At 57.8% G+C, this 17423-nt stretch carries 20 protein-coding genes; 13 read left to right on the top strand and 7 right to left on the bottom strand.

What is annotated here, in order from left to right; translation table 11 throughout:
• Positions 1-90 precede the first annotated feature (90 nt).
• Both ABLV52_RS13655 and ABLV52_RS13660 read left to right on the top strand, forming a co-directional pair.
• Entirely contained in the window at positions 91-732 is a 642-nt protein-coding gene (locus ABLV52_RS13655) for a GntR family transcriptional regulator (RefSeq protein ID WP_064154847.1), read from the top strand.
• 290 nt (positions 733-1022) lie between these two features.
• A complete protein-coding gene (locus tag ABLV52_RS13660) occupies positions 1023-1568 on the top strand; it encodes a cysteine hydrolase family protein (RefSeq protein WP_023289210.1) in 546 nt (181 codons plus the stop codon).
• Between the two features lie 54 nt (positions 1569-1622).
• Here ABLV52_RS13660 and ABLV52_RS13665 read toward each other — a convergent pair whose 3' ends face one another.
• On the bottom strand, positions 1623-1850 hold the full coding sequence (locus ABLV52_RS13665; protein WP_023289211.1) for a DUF1272 domain-containing protein: 228 nt from the start codon (positions 1848-1850) through the stop codon (positions 1623-1625).
• A 111-nt stretch (positions 1851-1961) separates the two neighbouring features.
• Complete coding sequence (locus ABLV52_RS13670) at positions 1962-3155, bottom strand: zinc-dependent alcohol dehydrogenase (RefSeq protein WP_023289212.1); 1194 nt, start codon at positions 3153-3155, stop codon at positions 1962-1964.
• Between the two features lie 610 nt (positions 3156-3765).
• On the opposite strand from ABLV52_RS13670, the gene ABLV52_RS13675 reads away from it, so the two are divergent.
• From ABLV52_RS13675 to cydB, 6 genes are all read left to right on the top strand, one after another.
• On the top strand, positions 3766-3951 hold the full coding sequence (locus ABLV52_RS13675) for a general stress protein (protein ID WP_004150795.1): 186 nt from the start codon (positions 3766-3768) through the stop codon (positions 3949-3951).
• 90 nt (positions 3952-4041) lie between these two features.
• A complete protein-coding gene (locus tag ABLV52_RS13680) occupies positions 4042-4536 on the top strand; it encodes a ferritin-like domain-containing protein (protein ID WP_023289213.1) in 495 nt (164 codons plus the stop codon).
• Positions 4537-4562: 26 nt separating this feature from the next.
• Complete coding sequence (locus ABLV52_RS13685) at positions 4563-5069, top strand: ferritin-like domain-containing protein (protein ID WP_023289214.1); 507 nt, start codon at positions 4563-4565, stop codon at positions 5067-5069.
• Positions 5070-5084: 15 nt separating this feature from the next.
• On the top strand, positions 5085-5972 hold the full coding sequence (locus ABLV52_RS13690; protein ID WP_023289215.1) for a manganese catalase family protein: 888 nt from the start codon (positions 5085-5087) through the stop codon (positions 5970-5972).
• Positions 5973-6027: 55 nt separating this feature from the next.
• Complete coding sequence (locus tag ABLV52_RS13695) at positions 6028-7434, top strand: cytochrome ubiquinol oxidase subunit I (protein ID WP_023289216.1); 1407 nt, start codon at positions 6028-6030, stop codon at positions 7432-7434.
• Positions 7431-8441, top strand: a complete 1011-nt coding sequence (cydB, locus tag ABLV52_RS13700) for a cytochrome d ubiquinol oxidase subunit II (protein WP_348890507.1) — start codon at positions 7431-7433, stop codon at positions 8439-8441. Before ABLV52_RS13695 ends, cydB begins: the two co-directional genes overlap by 4 nt.
• On the opposite strand, the gene ABLV52_RS13705 is transcribed toward cydB, so the two are convergent.
• The 3 genes from ABLV52_RS13705 to ABLV52_RS13715 are packed head-to-tail and all read right to left on the bottom strand — an operon-like array spanning position 8435 to position 11614.
• Entirely contained in the window at positions 8435-9355 is a 921-nt protein-coding gene (locus tag ABLV52_RS13705; RefSeq protein ID WP_023289218.1) for an HlyD family secretion protein, read from the bottom strand. The two genes, cydB and ABLV52_RS13705, sit on opposite strands and share 7 nt — an antisense overlap.
• Positions 9352-9564 carry a DUF1656 domain-containing protein gene (locus ABLV52_RS13710; protein ID WP_023289219.1) on the bottom strand — a complete coding sequence of 71 codons (213 nt, stop codon included), beginning with the start codon at positions 9562-9564 and terminating at the stop codon, positions 9352-9354. Before ABLV52_RS13710 ends, ABLV52_RS13705 begins: the two co-directional genes overlap by 4 nt.
• On the bottom strand, positions 9557-11614 hold the full coding sequence (locus tag ABLV52_RS13715; protein WP_348890508.1) for an FUSC family protein: 2058 nt from the start codon (positions 11612-11614) through the stop codon (positions 9557-9559). The genes ABLV52_RS13710 and ABLV52_RS13715 overlap by 8 nt, the downstream gene beginning before the upstream one ends.
• 77 nt (positions 11615-11691) lie before the next feature.
• Here ABLV52_RS13715 and ABLV52_RS13720 point away from each other — a divergent pair, with 77 nt between their 5' ends.
• Complete coding sequence (locus ABLV52_RS13720; protein WP_023289221.1) at positions 11692-12486, top strand: helix-turn-helix transcriptional regulator; 795 nt, start codon at positions 11692-11694, stop codon at positions 12484-12486.
• Between the two features lie 59 nt (positions 12487-12545).
• Here the strand turns inward: ABLV52_RS13720 and ABLV52_RS13725 are convergent, their stop codons facing one another.
• The gene (locus ABLV52_RS13725) at positions 12546-12743 is read right to left on the bottom strand and encodes a hypothetical protein (RefSeq protein ID WP_023289222.1); all 198 of its coding nucleotides are present in this window, start codon (positions 12741-12743) and stop codon (positions 12546-12548) included.
• A gap of 568 nt (positions 12744-13311) precedes the next feature.
• Between ABLV52_RS13725 and ABLV52_RS13730 the strand changes: the two genes are divergently transcribed.
• The 4 genes from ABLV52_RS13730 to ABLV52_RS13745 all read left to right on the top strand — a co-directional run bounded on the left by ABLV52_RS13730 (position 13312) and on the right by ABLV52_RS13745 (position 15803).
• Positions 13312-13944 (top strand): helix-turn-helix domain-containing protein, encoded by a 633-nt coding sequence (locus tag ABLV52_RS13730; protein ID WP_023289223.1) that lies wholly within the window; start codon positions 13312-13314, stop codon positions 13942-13944.
• A 45-nt stretch (positions 13945-13989) separates the two neighbouring features.
• Complete coding sequence (locus ABLV52_RS13735; RefSeq protein WP_348890568.1) at positions 13990-14145, top strand: hypothetical protein; 156 nt, start codon at positions 13990-13992, stop codon at positions 14143-14145.
• A 425-nt stretch (positions 14146-14570) separates the two neighbouring features.
• Positions 14571-15257: an EAL domain-containing protein gene (locus ABLV52_RS13740; protein WP_050533960.1), complete on the top strand. Its 687-nt coding sequence runs from the start codon at positions 14571-14573 to the stop codon at positions 15255-15257.
• 135 nt (positions 15258-15392) lie between these two features.
• The gene (locus ABLV52_RS13745; protein WP_071997525.1) at positions 15393-15803 is read left to right on the top strand and encodes a Spy/CpxP family protein refolding chaperone; all 411 of its coding nucleotides are present in this window, start codon (positions 15393-15395) and stop codon (positions 15801-15803) included.
• 84 nt (positions 15804-15887) lie between these two features.
• Here ABLV52_RS13745 and ABLV52_RS13750 read toward each other — a convergent pair whose 3' ends face one another.
• The gene (locus tag ABLV52_RS13750) at positions 15888-17390 is read right to left on the bottom strand and encodes a UbiD family decarboxylase (protein WP_110243568.1); all 1503 of its coding nucleotides are present in this window, start codon (positions 17388-17390) and stop codon (positions 15888-15890) included.
• Between the last annotated feature and the right edge of the window lie 33 nt (positions 17391-17423).

Here is a 17423-nt window from a genome sequence, read left to right on the forward strand (position 1 = left end):
CGAAGGCGCAGGTAGAATCGCAAGGTTGTCATGACGTTGGCTAGAATGGCATAATGGTATACCATTTATGAATGATGTAAAGAGAGCTAAATGAACGCTGCTACCCGTTCGACCGCCGACATCCTTGCCAGTGAGTTAAAAATCTTAATCAACAAGGGGGCATTGCGAGATGGCGACCGGCTTGTAGAGCGCGACCTGGCCTGCCAGTTTTCTGTCAGCCGTATCCCAATGAGAGAAGCGATACAGCAGCTTGAGCGCGAAGGTCTGGTTGAGATTTACAGGAATCGTGGCGCGGTGGTGAAAACGCTGACGGCCGCAGATGTCGATGAAATTTATCAGCTGCGGGCACTCCTGGAAGGTGAAGCCATTTTTCATAGCCTGAAGAATATGGACCCGGAAACGCTTGCCCGGGCAGAGCTGGTGCATCAGCTGCTGAGCAGCGCTTCTGAACCCGAGCAGCAGGGGAGGTATAACCGGGAGTTTCATGAACTGCTGTATCGGAAGTGTAACAATCAGCGCCTGTTGAAGATGATCGGTGAATTGCGCGAGCAGATTGAAAGATATGAGCTTTTTCAGAACAGACTGCTGTCGGATACGCTGAAATTCCAGGATGAGCATCAGCAGATCCTGATGGCCTGCCAGCAAAATAATCCACAGGAGGCTCGGGCATATACCGTGAAACATATTCTTTCAGCAGGCGAAACCCTTCGCGCCTATATTGTAAGTCGTTAATGGTTGCGTAAAGCGGCTGCGTTGTTCAGGCATAAATTGCAATCCGTCTCAGCTCAATGCTATAAGAAAAGAGCCGTTTTAATGGCGCTTATGTTTTATCTGTAAAGAATAAGTGAAGGTCAGATAATGATTACGTCAGTGCAGCCAACCACCACCGTCACCACCACGACCGTAACCTGCGGTGGTGTGGGCGTATCTGTGACCGGCTCCTGACAAACAGATCCTCACTCCCCGCCAATGTGGACGGGGAGCGTCTTCTCCGTTCGTGACAGACTGAATGGAGACCCATCATGATTTCATCTGAACATGCCCTGTTAATTATCGATATGCAGCAGGGGCTTTTCCGTGGCCCGGTTTCCCCGTATCAGGCCGATGCGCTTCTGGCGAACGTTTGCCTGCTGATTGAAAAAGCGAGACAGGCTGAGGTGCCAGTCTTCTTTGCCCGCCATACCGGACCTGACGACTCTCCGTTCTCCGCGCAAAGTCCATTAACCCAACTGCTGCCTGAGATGGGGGTTAACTGCGAGCGGGATATCGTTTTGATTAAAAAATACCCCTCCTGTTTCCAGCAAACTGACCTTGAGCATCAGCTCGCCCAGGCCGGCGTAAAACAGCTGGTTATTGCCGGGATGAAAACCGAGTTCTGCGTGGACACGACCTGCCGAGCGGCATCGGCGCTGGGATTACGGACGGTGTTAATCTCGGATGCGCACTCAACCATGGATAACGAACGTTTATCAGCGCCTGACATCATTGGCCATCACAATGTCACCCTTGCGGGGCCCTTTGTGACGCTGTCGACCGCCGCGGAGTGGCGCTTTTCGGCAGAGAAATAAGGGTGAAGAAAGGGAGCCTGAGGGCTCCCGTTCGCGACGCCTGCTCATCCGGTTTTACTGCGTATGGCGACGCAGGGTGGAGGCGGGGTGACGCCGGAGCGCCTCTTCGGGACGCACCGGGCGCCGCACCAGCTCGCCGCCGCAGTTCGGGCAATGGCCGTTCAGCCGGGCCGTCATGCAGTCCTGGCAAAAGGTACACTCGAACGAACAGATAAACGCTTCGGGTGAGTCTGGCGGCAGATCTTTATCACAGCATTCGCAATTCGGGCGTAACTCGAGCATGACCTTCTCCTGTGGTTAATGGCGGTATCCGCCACGGCGGGCCAGCGGATACTGTTTTTATATCACGGCCCGCACTGGCCGCCGAAGGGTTTCGCTGCGTTAACCTCCGCCTCAAAGCGTTGCCTTTCCGGGCTGCATCCCCGGCACGAGGATCACTTTGCGGCATGCCTCTTCACGCTTCTCAAAGATCTGATAGCCGCGCGCGGCCTCCTCCAGCGGCATATGGTGCGTGATAATCTCCTCCGGGGTGAGCAACCCTTGCTCAATTAGCGCCAGCAGATCCGGCAACCAGGCATGGACGTGGGTTTGCCCCATTTTGAAGGTCAGCCCCTTATCAAAGGCATCGCCAAACATAAATCCATGAATGAAACCGGCGTAAACCCCGGGCACGCTGACGATGCCGCCGCGGCGCACGGCGGCGATGCACTGGCGCAGCGCTTTCCCGCTGCTGCCCTCGATTTTCAGGGTGCTGAGGACGGTTTCCGTGAGGCTGCCTTTCGCCTCGAAGCCGACGGCGTCAATCACCGCGTCGACGCCGCGATGGCCGGCGGTGTTGTCGATAATCCACTGCGCCGGGTCGTCATGGTGGTCGAAGTTTATCGGGATCGCGCCATAGCGCTGCTGCGCGAAGTCGAGTCGGTAATCGTTATGATCAATGATGAATATCTGCTCTGCGCCATTGAGCCTGGCGCAGGAGGCGCACAGCAGGCCAACCGGGCCGGCGCCAAAAATAGCCACGCTGCTGCCGGGTTTGACCTCGGCGTTTTTTACCGCCTGCCAGGCGGTGGGCAGAATATCTGACAGAAACAGCACCTTTTCATCGGGTAAGGTGTCCGGTACTTTAAACGGGCCGGTATTAGCTTTGGGAACCCGCACATATTCCGCCTGGCCGCCGGGGATCCCGCCGTACAAATCACTATAGCCAAACAGCGCCGCGGGTGGCGAAATACCTTTGCGATTGAGCGTCGCCCCCTGGCCGCTATTGGTGCTTTCGCAGGCGGCATATTGCTGCAGGCGACAAAAGAAGCAGTCTCCGCAGGCAATGACAAACGGGATAACCACCCGATCGCCTTTACGAACCGCGGTGACGTCCGAACCGGCGTCCACCACTTCCCCCATAAATTCATGGCCGAAAATATCACCATGGTGCGTGCCGGGGATCTTTCCGCGGTAAAGGTGCAGATCGGAACCGCAGATCGCCGTCGCCGTGACGCGCAGAATAATATCGTCCGGCGCCTCAAGGGCCGGGTCGGGCATGGTGTCAACGCTGACATGATGGGGGCCATGATAAGTGAGTGCTTTCATAGAGTCTTCTCCTGGAGAGAATGGCTGATCGCATCAGGCGCAAAGGCAAAGTGACCTGACGCTATTGCCGCCGATAAACCACCGTGAAAATAAAGCGTAGAGTACTAATAATGGAACTGCGTGATATTCCAGTCGCTGAATATATTCCACGCTTCGCTTATTTATTGGCGTTATTTGCCTGTTTCTCCTGAATATGCCAGGCTTAATCGGGCATGATATTCGCTCCATTTTATTTTCCAGCCGCTTCCCCAGCGGCTTTTTTTTTGCCTTAAAAACAAGAAAAATTCCTAATTTCGATCGGGCTACAGGCAATACTGCCGCTTCGTTATATAACCCAACGGGAGTAACCCGCCGGTATAAATAATTCTTTGCCGCATGGGGGGGCTCTACGCATTATTTCCCTGAACACAGGGGGTTAGCCGAAATGTGCCGTCTGGTTGTTTTTGATGTGTTTTATAGAATTATTCTGAATTGCTGCTAAAAGGTGTCGGAAACACCGGATAATAATTTGACTAACCAGCATTACCCGCTAGATTTAAATATCGAACGACGAGTGATACGGAATATTTTCGTATCGTACTGACATAACCGATATACATGAGGTGAAAATATGGCAGAGCATCGTGGTGGTTCCGGTAATTTTGCTGAAGACCGTGAAAAAGCTTCTGAAGCAGGTCGTAAAGGTGGTCAGCACAGCGGCGGGAACTTTAAAAATGATCCGCAGCGTGCGTCCGAAGCGGGTAAAAAAGGCGGACAAAACAGCCACGGCGGTGGCCGCAAGTCTGATAATTCCTGATTATCCTTTTCCTTGCACCCTGAAGTGAAAGTATCTCCTGCGAGTCTGTCACAGACTCGCAGTTATTTTCTGACTCCGGAAGGTATTTCTATGAATATGAAAAGCATTGAAGATGTATTTATTCACCTGCTCTCAGATACCTACAGCGCAGAGAAACAATTAACCCGCGGGCTGGCTAAACTGGCCAGAGCGGCGTCCAGTGAAAAACTCAGCGCGGCGTTCAATGCTCATCTTGAAGAAACCCAGGGCCAGATTGAACGTATCGACCAGATCGTTGAGCAGGAATCCGGTCTGAAAATCAAACGCATGAAATGCGTGGCCATGGAAGGATTAATCGAAGAGGCCAATGAAGTCGTTGAGAGCACGGAAAAAAATGAAGTACGTGATGCCGCGTTAATTGCCGCTGCGCAAAAGGTAGAGCATTACGAAATTGCCAGTTACGGTACCCTGGTGACCCTGGCGGAACAGCTGGGTTATAAAAAAGCGGTCAAACTGCTGGCCGAAACCCTGGAAGAAGAAAAACAAACCGATGTGAAATTAACCGACCTGGCGGTAGGTAATATTAATAAAAAAGCGGAAAAATAAACGCTCCCTGACACGAGGAAATCACGATGAATCACATTGAACATTATCATGACTGGCTACGAGATGCGCATGCCATGGAAAAACAGGCAGAATCCATGCTGGAATCAATGGCTGGCCGTATCGATAATTATCCGGATCTCCGTGCCAGAATTGAACAGCATATTAATGAGACCAAACGGCAAATTACCGTGCTGGAAGAGATCCTCGACCGCAACGAGATTTCGCGCTCGGTGATTAAAGATTCGATGAGTAAAATGGCGGCTCTCGGCCAGTCCATCGGCGGGATGTTTCCTTCTGATGAAATAGTCAAAGGCTCGATCAGCGGGTACGTCTTCGAGCAGTTTGAGATCGCCTGCTATACCTCTCTGCTGGCGGCGGCTGAAAAAGCGGGCGATACCGCTTCCATTCCGGCCATTGAGGCCATCCTGGCGGAAGAGCAGGCCATGGCCGACTGGCTGATCAAACATATTCCTCAGACCACGGAGCAATTTCTCCTGCGTTCAGATGCTGACGGCGTAGAAGCGAAAAAATAACCAGGAGGTAGGCCTATGTTTCGTCATGTGAAACAACTGCAGTATACCGTGCGCGTTGCTGAACCCAATCCGGGGCTCGCGAATTTACTGCTCGAACAGTTTGGCGGCCCTCAGGGCGAGCTGGCCGCCGCGTGTCGTTATTTCACTCAGGGATTAAGCGATGACGATCCCGGCCGCAAAGACATGCTGATGGATATCGCGACAGAGGAGCTGAGCCATCTGGAGATCATTGGCACCCTGGTCGGCATGCTAAATAAAGGCGCCAAAGGGGCGCTGGCGGAGGGCACCGAGAGCGAGGCGGAACTCTATCGTTCGCTCACCGCCAACGGCAACGACAGCCATATTACGTCGTTACTGTACGGCGGCGGTACCCCGCTGACCAATTCGGCGGGCGTGCCGTGGACGGCGGCCTACATTGATACTATCGGCGAACCCACCGCCGACCTGCGGTCGAACGTCGCGGCGGAGGCGAGGGCGAAGATCGTCTATGAACGGTTGATCAACGTGACCGACGATCCCGGCGTAAAAGACGCGCTGGCGTTCCTGATGACCCGCGAAGCGGCGCATCAGCTCTCTTTTGAGAAGGCGCTGCAGTCAATTCGCAACAACTATCCGCCGGGCAAACTGCCGCCCATTAGCGAGTACGCGAACACCTACTACAATATGTCTGAAGGTGGAGAAGTACGCGGCAGCTGGAACAGTGACAAACACTTCGATTATGTCAAGGATCCGCAGCCGGCCGTGGATGGCGGAGATGGCAGCGCCTCTGTCGGCCTGACGCCGGAGCAGGAAGCGCTGTGCAAAGCGATGCTGAAGCGAACAGAGTCTGACCCGCAGGGTGATCCTTTGACCGGCGCTGAACTGGGCGCCGGTAAGCAAAACACCTCATCATCGGCTAAGTGATGTTCGCATAAGCCCCGGCTGCGGCCGGGGCGTTTCATAATGATGGGTGCGGATTATGTTTGAATTTGACGCGTTTCATCTGGCCCGACTGCAATTTGCCTTTACCGTTTCCTTCCATATTCTGTTTCCGGCCATCACCATCGGCCTTGCCAGCTACCTTGTGGTGCTGGAAGGGATGTGGCTGCGAACCCGGGATAACGTCTGGCGCTCGCTCTACAACTTCTGGCTGAAAATTTTCGCCGTCAATTTTGGCATGGGCGTGGTTTCCGGATTAGTCATGTCCTATCAGTTCGGCACCAACTGGAGCGGATTCTCCCAGTTTGCCGGCAGTATTACCGGCCCGCTGCTGCTGTATGAAGTGCTGACCGCCTTCTTCCTCGAAGCGGGATTCCTCGGCGTGATGCTGTTCGGCTGGAGCAAGGTGCCACCGGCGCTGCATTTTTTTACCACCTGCATGGTAGCCCTTGGCACCCTGGTCTCCACCTTCTGGATCCTCGCCTCCAATAGCTGGATGCAGACGCCGCAGGGTTTTACCCTCGAAAATGGCCACCTCATCCCGCAGGACTGGCTGGCGATTATCTTTAACCCCTCATTCCCGTATCGCTTGTTCCATATGGCGATCGCCGCGTTTCTCAGCAGCGCCATGTTCGTCGGGGCCTCCGCCGCCTGGCATCTGCTGCGCGGCAACGACTCGCCGGCCATCCGCAAAATGCTGTCGATGGCGATGTGGATGGCGCTGCTGGTGGCGCCCATCCAGGCGGTGGTGGGGGATATGCATGGCCTTAACACCCTTGAGCATCAGCCGGCGAAGATTGCGGCGATTGAAGGACACTGGGAAAACCGGCCGGGCGAGGCCACCCCGTTGCTGCTGTTTGGCCTGCCGGATATGGAAGAGGAGCGGACCCGCTATGGCCTGGAGATCCCGGCGCTGGGCAGCCTGATCCTCACCCACAGCCTGCATAAGCAGGTGCCGGCCCTGAAAGATTTCCCGAAAGAGGACCGGCCCTATTCGCCCGCCGTGTTCTGGTCGTTCCGTATCATGGTTGGGATGGGCGTGTTGATGATCGCCTTAGGGATCTGCAGCGCCTGGCTGCGCTATCGGCGGCGGCTGTACCATTCGCGTCCCTTCCAGTGGTTTGCGCTCTGTATGGGGCCCGCCGGTCTTATTGCGCTGGTCGCCGGGTGGGTGACCACCGAGATGGGCCGTCAGCCGTGGGTGATCTACGGTTTGCTGCGCACCCGGGACGCGGTGTCGTTGCACAGTACGCTGCAGATGGCTATCAGCCTGCTGGTGTTTATCGTGGTCTACTGCGCGGTGTTTGGCGTGGGGTATTACTATATCTTCCGGCTTATCAAAAAAGGGCCGCAGCCGGTGACGGAGCTGACCTCGCAAACCGCAGGCACCCCGGCGCGTCCGCTCTCGGCGGCAGAGCCGGTGCGGGATGAGGAGAACGCATCATGAGCATCGATATCTCGGTGATTTGGTTTGTCATCATTGTCTTCGCCACGTTGATGTATATCGTGATGGATGGTTTCGATCTAGGCATCGGGATGCTGTTCAGCGTGGTGCATGACGCCGAAGAGCGCGATGTGATGGTTAACAGCGTGGCGCCCGTCTGGGATGGTAACGAAACCTGGCTGGTGCTCGGCGGGGCAGGGCTGTTCGGCGCGTTTCCGCTGGCTTACGCGGTGATCACCGATGCGCTGGTTATCCCGCTGACGGCGATGCTCATCGGCCTGATTTTCCGCGGCGTGGCGTTTGAGTTTCGTTTTAAAGCGATTCCCTCGCATCGCACCTTCTGGGACTATGCCTTCGCCGGCGGCTCGCTGCTGGCGACCTTCAGCCAGGGGATTGTCGTCGGCGCCTTTATCAACGGCTTTGCGGTAGCCGACCGCCGCTTCGCCGGCTCGACGCTGGACTGGCTTACCCCCTTTAACCTGTTCTGCGGTCTGGGGCTGGTGGTGGCCTATCTGCTGTTGGGCACCACCTGGCTCATCATGAAAAGCGAAGGCGCGCTGCAGCAGCGGATGCGCGAGCTGACCCGCAAGGTGCTGCTGGCGCTGATGGCGGTGATCGCGGTGGTCAGCGTCTGGACGCCGTTGGGCTGGCGCTACGTGGCGGAACGCTGGTTTACGCTGCCCAATTTCTTCTGGTTCGTGCCGGTGCCGATCCTGGTGCTGACCCTGAGCCTGTGGATCTGGCGCCTGAGCGCGCGCCCCGCCAGCCACGCTCGTCCCTTTATCCTGACGCTGGGCCTGATATTCCTCGGCTTCAGCGGGCTGGGGATCAGCGTCTGGCCGAACATTATTCCACCGCACATCTCCCTGTGGGATGCCGCCGCGCCGCCCTCCAGTCAGGTATTTATGCTGCCGGGGGCGCTGCTGATCATCCCGGTGATCCTGATGTATACCGCCTGGAGCTATTACGTCTTTCGCGGCAAAGTGTCCGGCAGCGAAGGCTATCACTGAGAGGACAGCAAGTCGGCTACTGATGATTGACCGGCGCGCCGCGCCGTCCGGTCAGGGATGACCGAAATGGTCGCGGACAGACCGGCGACCCGCTCCACCCCCGCGGGCAGGGTATCGATATGGATACGCACCGGCACACGCTGCGCCAGCCGCACCCAGCTGAACGTTGGCTCGACCTGCGGCAGGCCCAGGGCGCCGGTTTCATCATTGGTATCGCCGATCCCGTGCCCGATGCTCTCCACATGGCCGGTAATAACCGGGTCATAGCCCATCAGCGTGATGTGCGCGGTATCGCCAATGTGGATGTGGCGCAGACGGGTCTCTTCAAAATACCCCACCACCCAGAAGCTCTGACCATCGATAATGGCGACTGTCGTCACCCCGGCGGTGGCATAGTCGCCGGGGCGCAGCCGGAGATGGGTCACGTAGCCGGATACCGGCGCCCGCACGGTGGCATGCGCTACATTCAGCTGCGCCAGCGCCAGTGCCGCCAGCGCGCCCTGGTAGTTAGCGGCCGCGACGCTGGCCGCGCTGTTGGTCTGTTTCAGATCTTCGCTGGAGATGACGCCCTGGATCTGCGCCCGACGTCTGGCGGCATCCTGGCGCATCGCCATCTCCTGGCGTCGGGCTTCCACCTCCGCCTGTGCGCTGCTGACCGCCAGCTTCAGCCAGCGCGGATCGATGGTATAGAGTACCTCTCCCCGATTGACCCACTGGTTGTCTTTCACCGCCACGCTGGCCACCGGCCCCGAGACATTGGGGGCGATCTGCACCACGTCGGCCCGCATCCGGCCATCGCGGGTCCAGGGCGTCTGCGCCTCCTGTTTCCAGAAAATGAAAGCCAGTAGCGCGGCGGCGGCGACGGCGCCTAAGGTCAGGGCATAGCGGCCCAGAAGTGTCAGATACAGTGTCATACGGATAACCCCAGCGTGTGAACGCCCTGCAGGAGCAGGAAGAAAAGCGCGATAAAAAGGGACAGCCCCCACAGCGGCCGGCACGGCAGGCGACCCGGGCCGCGGGCGGAGAAGATAAGCGGTTGCAGCAACAGTGTAGCGAGCAGGGCGATAAGGCCGACAATCAGCAGGCCGGGGAAAAATACCCCGCCCAGCGCGAGGTCACGCATGGTTCTGGCTCTCCTCAGGCAGGTGTAAGGCGCAATACAGCGCGATGAGCGCTTCCGCGCGTTCGCGCGAGGCGGCATCGGTCGCCGGTAAAGCCTGGGCCAGCAGCGCATTGACCGGTTGCTCCAGGGCCGTCATGTCCGGCTGCGGGTTCAGCGCGTCCAGGAGCGCTTGCACTGCGTCCGCCGACGCACTGTCCGCCTGCTGATAGCGACGGCGCAGATGGATCACGGCGAGACCGGTACGAATATCGCGCAGCATCGTGTCAAGCAACTGACCGGCTGCCGGTCCGCTCTGCGGCAGGCGGGGCAGCAGTAATGCGGTTCGGTCGATCATCAGGTTGGTCCAGCGGTGGGCATTGTGCGCCAGCCGGCCGCGAGCGGCGCGGCGGATATCGCGCTGGCACAGCGTCAGCAGACGACGGATAGCGGTTTCCGCCTGCACGGTTTGCAGCAGGCGCATACCAAACGCCGCATAACCGACGGCGATAAACAGCGCGAGCGCGGTATTGATCGCCGTCGCGAAGTCGCCGCGGTAGCTGGCCCCCAGCTCGCACAATATCGGCAGCGTCAGGGTGATGCCCATCGCCATAAAGGTGGTGGCTGGCCGCGCCTGCAGCGAGCCGGCCAGCAGATAGACCGGGGCGAGCACCGCCGCCAGCAGCGCAAATTCGTTCACCTGCGGCAGCAGGACGAAGCTGTAGAGCAGGCTGAACAGCACGCCCCACACGCAGCCGATCAGGTATTTCACCAGATGCGCCGCCGGCGCGTCGAAGCTGGCGAACAGGCTACAGCAGACCCCGAGGATCGAGACCGCGGTGCCGCCATCGGGCCAGGCGGATCCTATCCAGATCAGGCAGCCGCTAAGGATGATGACGAAGGCGCCGAAGGAAGTCCGCAGGGCGCTGAGCGGATCGCGATGGAAAACATAACCCTTCGCCGCGCCGGCGTCGGGGGGCAGGGCAGGCGACCGCCGACGATAAACCGCCTTCGCCAGCCGCTCGCTCTCCTGCAGGAGGCGGATGGCTTCCGCCAGATGGCGCGCCAGGCTGAGCCGCAGCGCCTCGTCCATGGTCTGCGCGTCAGCAGCGTACCGGACGATGAGCCGCTCGCAGCGGGAGAGAAGTCCGTCTGCCGAGGGCGGCGTCCTGGCGGCTTGCGGGCCTGTCAGCCAGGCCTCTGCCTCCGCCAGCAGCGCCTGCAGGTCGTCAGGTGGCGGCCCGCTCCGCTGTAAACGGTCATATAATTCGCCATTGACGATCAACAGTCGCGCCAGCCGGTCGTGGATCGCTTTTCTCGCCTGGCGGTGAGGGACAGACAGTCCGTCATCCCAGGGCAGGTGGTGGTTAATGCCCTGGAGAAACTGCAGGCTCAGCGCCAGCCGCAGCGTTTCCGCCGCCACCGGCTTGCCTGCCAGCGTATCGGCGATCCGCTGGCGGGCGGTTGCCAGCGTCTGTGCCAGCGTGCTGTTAAACCGCCCGGCGATGCGCACCGGCAGCACGAAGCGATGGATCAGGCCGGCGCATAAGATACCGATGGCGATCTCTTCCACCCGGGTGACGGCGAGGTCAAAGATCGTCCCGGGCGCGGAGACGGCGGGAAAGCCAATCAGGCTCGCGGTGTAGCCCGCCAGCAGGAAGGCGTACCCGCGCGGCGTGCGTTCAAGCAGGGACAGGCAGAGGCTACCCGCGATCCACAGGGCCAGCACGACGCTGCACAGGATCGGCTGGTTAACGAAGGTGGGCACGATGATCACGGTGGCCGCCGCGCCGACGACGGTCCCGACCAGCCGATAGACGCTACGGCTCAACGAGGCGCCCGCCGAGGTCTGCGAGACGATATAGACGGTGATGATGGCCCAGGAAGGCCGCTGCAGACCAATGGAGAGCGCGAGATAGTAAGCCAGCATCGCCGCGGCGAAACTCTTCGCGGCATAGATCACCGCCTGGCCATCGCTGCGCAGCGCGGCTGAGGGTGTTTGCGGCATGAAACGGCGCGCGACGGCGCCTGCGGCCCGCAGCCAGCGGGCCTGACGAAAGAGGATGATGTTCATGCCGCCGATTATTGCCGGCTTGCGCTTGCGGAGAAATACTCTATTCTGTCAAAAAATACCTGAATCTTGCCAACCGTATGCCATCACCCTTTGCCAATACGCTGTACGATCCGGACGCATCTTCCTGCCCGGCCGTCGCGCGTCATCTTGATTTTGTCGAGTATGAAGCCGAAGTGCCGGTGCATAGCCATCGCAAAGGACAACTGATTATCGTGCTGTATGGCGCGGTGCGTTGTCGGGCGGAAAATAACCTGTGGATCGTGCCGCCTCGCTGCGCGGTATGGATCCCGGGCGGTATTGCCCACAGTGTGACCGCCACCTGGAACGCGCGCCTCAACTACCTGTTTATTGAACCCGGGGCGGCGGCGCTGCCCGACAGCTGCTGCGCGCTGGCGCTCTCTTCCCTGATCCATGAGCTGGTGGGGCGGCTCACCCGCGAAGGGGCGGACTACGCGGCGGATAGCCATGCCGGGAGACTGACCCGGGTGACCCTTGACGAGCTGGCGACCATGCCGGCGCAGCGCCTGAATCTGCCCGTCTCAGCGCACCCCAAAATACGCGCCATGGCCGACAGGCTGGTGAGTCATCCAGACGATCGCAGTACCCTGCCGGTGTGGGCGAAACGTCTGGCGCTGAGTGAACGCTCCCTGGCGCGCCTGTTGCAGCGGGAGACCGGCCTCACCTTCGGACGCTGGCGCCAGCAGCTGCATCTGATTATTGCCCTGCAGGAGCTGGCCAGCGGCGTTTCGGTACAAAACGTGGCGGCTAAGCTGGGGTATGAGTCGGTGAATGCTTTCATTACCCTGTTTAAAAAAACGATGGGGACGACGCCGGCGCACTATTTTGCCGAACGGCAGACCGGCACTCGTTAAGAAAAAGGGACGGGCGACGACCGCTGGCCTGACGCCCGCCAGAGAGGGCGGGCAGGGGCTTAGGCTTTCGGCGACTTGATCTTAATAATAAATCGCTCATTCAGCCGGGTGATCCTCGCGCCAATGTCGCCAAACTCGGTGGCGATTTTAAAAAAATCGTCCGCGGCGACGTCGAAATCGAGTTCAATTTTCTGATGTTGTCCTGTCGCCAGTAATTCATAGAAATGGTCAAGGCTGCGGGCTTTTTCGCTGGGCATCGTATTTCTCCATGGTCAACCAATCAGCAGGGCGTTTATGACTTATCGCGCTTTCCGGATTATTCAGCAGAATGGCAATGGGGCCTGATATAAGATTATGCAATGACAGTAAGAGTGGGGTAGGGCGATATTATTCCGTGTTGTTAAACCGTGCGGTCGCGCGTTTGCCGGCGATACCATGACGGCAGGAACAATCCTGTGGCGTCGGCTGATGATAGACATTGTTTGATGACAATTTGATGTCAGTAAAATGAACCTGCAAGGGCTCGGGATTTCATATCGCTAAATAATTTTTATTCTGTGGCTGTTAAGGTAGTTCTTAACTACTTTATGGTGATGGGGCTTTATTTTTTATGGCCAACGGCGAGGGAACAACGATGCAATTACTTGATTTATTCGCAGGCTTATTGTGGTTAAGCAGCGTTATTTTCCTGCTGTTTGTTCTTGATGTGGTCATCACCCGTTATCTTTATCGTAAATAACCGACAGCGGCGACGGCGCTCGGCGTAGGGTACAGCGCCGGAGGATGATAGTATAACGCCGGGACTGATTCAGGAAGGAATGTGCGGTGGCCGGGAGAGTTGATTACGATATTGAAAAATACCAGTTTACCGAAGCCGGCGAAACGTCGCGGCTGCGGGAGCAGTGGCGCGAAGTCTATCAGGAGTGCCGTCAGCTGCAGGCCGGGGCAGAGGAGCGCCTGCGCATTGCGTTACTGAACGTCGACTATGTCACCAGCTTCGAGCTGCCTTTTCGCCTGCTGCTGGTGCGCGCGCCGCAGCTGATCGCCGACGTCCGCGAGACGCTGCAGCTCAGCCGTAAAGCCGCCGTGTTCAACGGCAAACGTTACGGCTGCGTCTACAGTTTGAAGCAGGATTTACAGGCTGTACCGGAGAGCTTTCATTACCACCTGACAAACCGCATTCGTCGCGTCGAAGCGACGGGCCTGACGGCGGCGCCGTACCAGCAGATCGCCCGGGAGATTAAACCTGCCCGGGATCGACTCCGCCAGGCATTAATCGCCGGCCTGCCGGTTACCGCGCTTGATGCTCTGTTCTGGTTCGGCAGTCAGCGGGTGGCGGCGGACATTGCCCAGCTGCGCCGGTCCGGGATGGCTATTGTCACTGAGGAGGTGGAGGTCAGCGACAATCTGTTCAATACCACCCGGCGGGTACCGGTTTATCGTCTGACCAGCGCGTGAGCGGGCCTCGCTTCGCCCAGCCGCTGCCTCTGCAGGCAGTCGACCATTGCGCCATCAAACCAGACGCACAGCCCTCTGGCAGCATGCCGCGGAGCCGGTTCCCGCCACGCGCTGACGCTGAGCATGATCAGCATCAGCGCCAGCGGAACCACGTATATTCTTTTCACTACCCTGTTCCCGCTTCGCTTTTTCTGCCAGTAAGGTAGCGGGAAAATATGACGTTTCGTTGACCCGGCTGCCTGATTTATCGCCCGCAGAGGGCATGGCCGGCGGGGCGTGCCGGGTGATGCGTTATTCATCTTCGGCATAACAATATGACAAAACTGGCGGCTTGTTTTTTTCGTTTTATTACACCATGTTTTTTATCCTGCAGGGAAAAGCATGAAGTCGCCATGCCTGGCGGAGGGGTTATCTTGTAACTTGCTGGTTTGAAACGATATTTTAATTGTGATTTACGCGGGTCTGACAGCGGTGGCAAATTTATATTAATTCACTTTACCGATCAATAAATTATATCTTGATAGTTTTTAGCTATCGAATGTTTCTTATCGATCATTTTAAACTATTTTTGTTAGCGGGAAATATATGACATGCTTTAACCCTTTCTTATTTCTGGTATTTTTTAAATGGTTAAAGAAAACGTGAAAAATACCTCTTATCGCTTCGTTCTGGAGCCCGCTATTAGCGATGGTGGCGGCTACCACTCGTGGGAATTGCTCACTAAAGACATTATAGCACCCGCACAAAATAACACCTCAGCGCCCACGTTTTCTTTCTCCACGCTCACCGAAAGCGATAAGCTTGCACTATTTACCCGACAAATCGAGTTGCTTTCCGTATTTGATTTTTCCCAGGTCGATAATAAGCCGATCTCTCTGAATATTGATGATTTATTAAGCCATTTTATTCTGACCGACCGCTATCTCTGTGATTTTCTGCGCTCCTGTAAATACATTGCTCTGGAAATAAATGAGAATTTTCATGAATTTATCGCCGGTCGTGAACTGACGGCGCTGAGCACGCTGGCGGCGCTTTGCCCGGTCTGGCTGGATGACTTTGGTCGCGGACGAACGACGTTCCGGCTGCTGGAGCGATTTCGCTTTGATTGCGTCAAAGTGGATAAAGACTATTTCTGGGACAAAGAAAACGATCCCGCTTTGCCCGGGCTGTTACAGGCTATTCATACCCTGACCGGGCATGTGATTGTGGAGGGGATCGAAACCGAAAAGCAAAAACGGCTCATCACTGCGGCCGGGGATATCATTGGTCAGGGCCGTTACTGGAAGGATGAATATATCTTTCTTTGCTGCTGAGCGCCCGCCGGGGCCAGGTTTCGGCTACCTGCCATTCTTTTCTTATCCAGTTTTAAACGAATGCTTTGTTACAGATAGTCTTTATTCCCGCGATGATAATCCAGTCTCTTTTACTTGCCTGAAGGATAACTCATTGTGAATACACGCTTGCGTAACACCCTGATCGCCATTGCGCTGACCACCTGCTTCACCGCCGCCAGCCAGGCGTCGACCTCGGCTGACGTGCCGTCTGTCTCGCAGGACCCGGTCGTCCAGCACCTGAAGCTGAGTGAGGAGCAGGTCGCCAAAATCCAGGCGCTGCGTCAGGGCTTCGAAAACAGTGTGAGCCAGATTAAAATCAGCGGCTATCAGGACGGCGCCCTGGCCGACGTGATTCACTCCGGGAAATGGGATGAAGCCAAAGTCAAACAGCAGCTGGCTGCCTTTAGCCAACTGGATCAGCAGGTGCGCTATTATCGCGTGAAATACTACTTCGACGTCAGCCAGGTGCTGACCGCCGAGCAGCGTGAGCAGGTGAAAAAAGACCTCGCCGCGGCGATCAACTAACCCGCCTTCGCCATCCGCTCCGGATGGCGCTGCATCGGACGACAGACGCCGCGTGTCCGGCGCCTGTCGCCCCGCTTGACTGACTTACTGGCCGTGGCCGTTTTCCAGACGGGCAAAATACTCCGGGGCAAACGGACGCGGGTCGACATCGGCAAACGGCGCACGCTCAAAGTGCGCTTTCAGCGCCCAGGGAACTGTGCAGTCAAAAATCGTCTTGCAGCTAATACCTTCCCCGCGGATCGACGGACTGTATTCCGGCGTCTGGGAAGGATCGAGCTGGTGACCGCGGATACCGGGGAGGGTGGTGATGCTGACATCCCCCTGCATGCGGGTGGTCATCGCCCACAGGATATCGTCGCTGTCAAAGATATCGACATCCTCATCAACCAGAATGATGTTTTTCAGTTCGGAATAGGTCGCCAGCGCCAGCAGCGCAGCCTGTCCCTGACGTCCTTCGTCGGCGGGCTGACGTTTTTTCACCTGCAGGATCCCCAGAAATTTACCGCCGCCCGCGGTGTGGGCGTAGACGTTTTGTAAAAAGCCCGGGATGGCGGCCTCGACGGCATTCCAGATACTGGCTTCGGTCGGCAGCCCGGCGAGGGTGGTATGTTCTTCCCCCGGTCCCACCAGCGTCTGCAGGATGGCATTGTGCCGCATGGTTACCGCTTTGACTTTGATCACCGGCAGCGACGGGTTGGCGCCGCCGCAGTAGCCGGGAAATTCCGGCATCGCGTGGCCGCTGTTGGTGTGTTGATCTTCCCTGACGCGCACGCCGGGCAGCAGTTCGCCTTCAATGACGATCTCGGCGCGGGCGATGGCTTTCTCCGGGACGCTGACGCCCTGCACCAGCTCCACCGGGCGCTGACGCAGCGCGCCGGCGACGCCCAGTTCGTTATAGCCAAACGGCGTGGTGGGGGCTTCGAAGCAGGCGCCAATATAGATGGCCGGATCGAGACCCATATTGATGGTTATCGGCAGCGGTTTGCCGGCAGCCTCGGCTTTCTGGCGAAACACTTCGATATGGCGGCCGGCGGCAAGAAACATCGACAGCTCATCCCGGCCCTGCACGCACAAGCGGTGGATGGTGACGTCGGTGAGCGAGGCGTCGTCAGGATCGCTGGCCAGCGCCAGGCCCAGGCAGAAGAAGGGGCCGGCGTCGATCGGGGTGTTGGTGGGCGCCGGGAGCAGGGTGCGCAAATCAAAGTCCGGATCGTCGGCCAGAAAAACCTGCTCCTGACAGGGGGCGCTGCCGGCCGGAACCACCACCGGCGCAACCGGCGTTTTCACCGCTTTACCCACCTCCAGCGCCAGCTTCGAAGCTTCGCAGCCCAGCAGCAGCGCCGCCCGCTGGCGGCTGGCGTGCATGCCCACCAGAATACGCGAATGCGGATAGCCTTTAATATTGTTAAACATCATCGCCGGGCCAATGCGGGTGGGGCGCTTCACGGTGCCGCCGGCGCCGATATGACGATAGACGCCGGCCAGCTCGGCGTTAGGGTCCACCGGATGATTGGTTTCGAGGTATTGATTGTCATGCTGTTGCAGCAGCGCGATGGCGTCGCGCAGATCCTGAATCGGTGCGGTCATGATGTTCTCCTTAGCGTGTCGATGCGCACAGTA

Origin of the sequence: Klebsiella sp. GB_Kp056 (genome assembly GCF_040064755.1) — a bacterium.
Classification (GTDB): Bacteria; Pseudomonadota; Gammaproteobacteria; order Enterobacterales; family Enterobacteriaceae; genus Klebsiella; species Klebsiella quasipneumoniae.

Excerpts from the sequence above, each read along its gene's own strand:
- cydB (WP_348890507.1), top strand. The coding sequence starts at position 7,431 with ATGAGCATCGATATCTCGGTGATTTGGTTTGTCATCATTGTCTTCGCC.
- ABLV52_RS13740 (WP_050533960.1), top strand. The coding sequence starts at position 14,571 with ATGGTTAAAGAAAACGTGAAAAATACCTCTTATCGCTTCGTTCTGGAG.
- ABLV52_RS13660 (WP_023289210.1), top strand. The coding sequence starts at position 1,023 with ATGATTTCATCTGAACATGCCCTGTTAATTATCGATATGCAGCAGGGG.
- ABLV52_RS13695 (WP_023289216.1), top strand. The coding sequence starts at position 6,028 with ATGTTTGAATTTGACGCGTTTCATCTGGCCCGACTGCAATTTGCCTTT.
- ABLV52_RS13665 (WP_023289211.1), bottom strand. The coding sequence starts at position 1,850 with ATGCTCGAGTTACGCCCGAATTGCGAATGCTGTGATAAAGATCTGCCG.
- ABLV52_RS13675 (WP_004150795.1), top strand. The coding sequence starts at position 3,766 with ATGGCAGAGCATCGTGGTGGTTCCGGTAATTTTGCTGAAGACCGTGAA.
- ABLV52_RS13725 (WP_023289222.1), bottom strand. The coding sequence starts at position 12,743 with ATGCCCAGCGAAAAAGCCCGCAGCCTTGACCATTTCTATGAATTACTG.
- ABLV52_RS13750 (WP_110243568.1), bottom strand. The coding sequence starts at position 17,390 with ATGACCGCACCGATTCAGGATCTGCGCGACGCCATCGCGCTGCTGCAA.
- ABLV52_RS13715 (WP_348890508.1), bottom strand. The coding sequence starts at position 11,614 with ATGAACATCATCCTCTTTCGTCAGGCCCGCTGGCTGCGGGCCGCAGGC.
- ABLV52_RS13680 (WP_023289213.1), top strand. The coding sequence starts at position 4,042 with ATGAATATGAAAAGCATTGAAGATGTATTTATTCACCTGCTCTCAGAT.
- ABLV52_RS13655 (WP_064154847.1), top strand. The coding sequence starts at position 91 with ATGAACGCTGCTACCCGTTCGACCGCCGACATCCTTGCCAGTGAGTTA.
- ABLV52_RS13690 (WP_023289215.1), top strand. The coding sequence starts at position 5,085 with ATGTTTCGTCATGTGAAACAACTGCAGTATACCGTGCGCGTTGCTGAA.
- ABLV52_RS13710 (WP_023289219.1), bottom strand. The coding sequence starts at position 9,564 with ATGCGTGACCTCGCGCTGGGCGGGGTATTTTTCCCCGGCCTGCTGATT.
- ABLV52_RS13670 (WP_023289212.1), bottom strand. The coding sequence starts at position 3,155 with ATGAAAGCACTCACTTATCATGGCCCCCATCATGTCAGCGTTGACACC.
- ABLV52_RS13685 (WP_023289214.1), top strand. The coding sequence starts at position 4,563 with ATGAATCACATTGAACATTATCATGACTGGCTACGAGATGCGCATGCC.
- ABLV52_RS13705 (WP_023289218.1), bottom strand. The coding sequence starts at position 9,355 with ATGACACTGTATCTGACACTTCTGGGCCGCTATGCCCTGACCTTAGGC.
- ABLV52_RS13720 (WP_023289221.1), top strand. The coding sequence starts at position 11,692 with ATGCCATCACCCTTTGCCAATACGCTGTACGATCCGGACGCATCTTCC.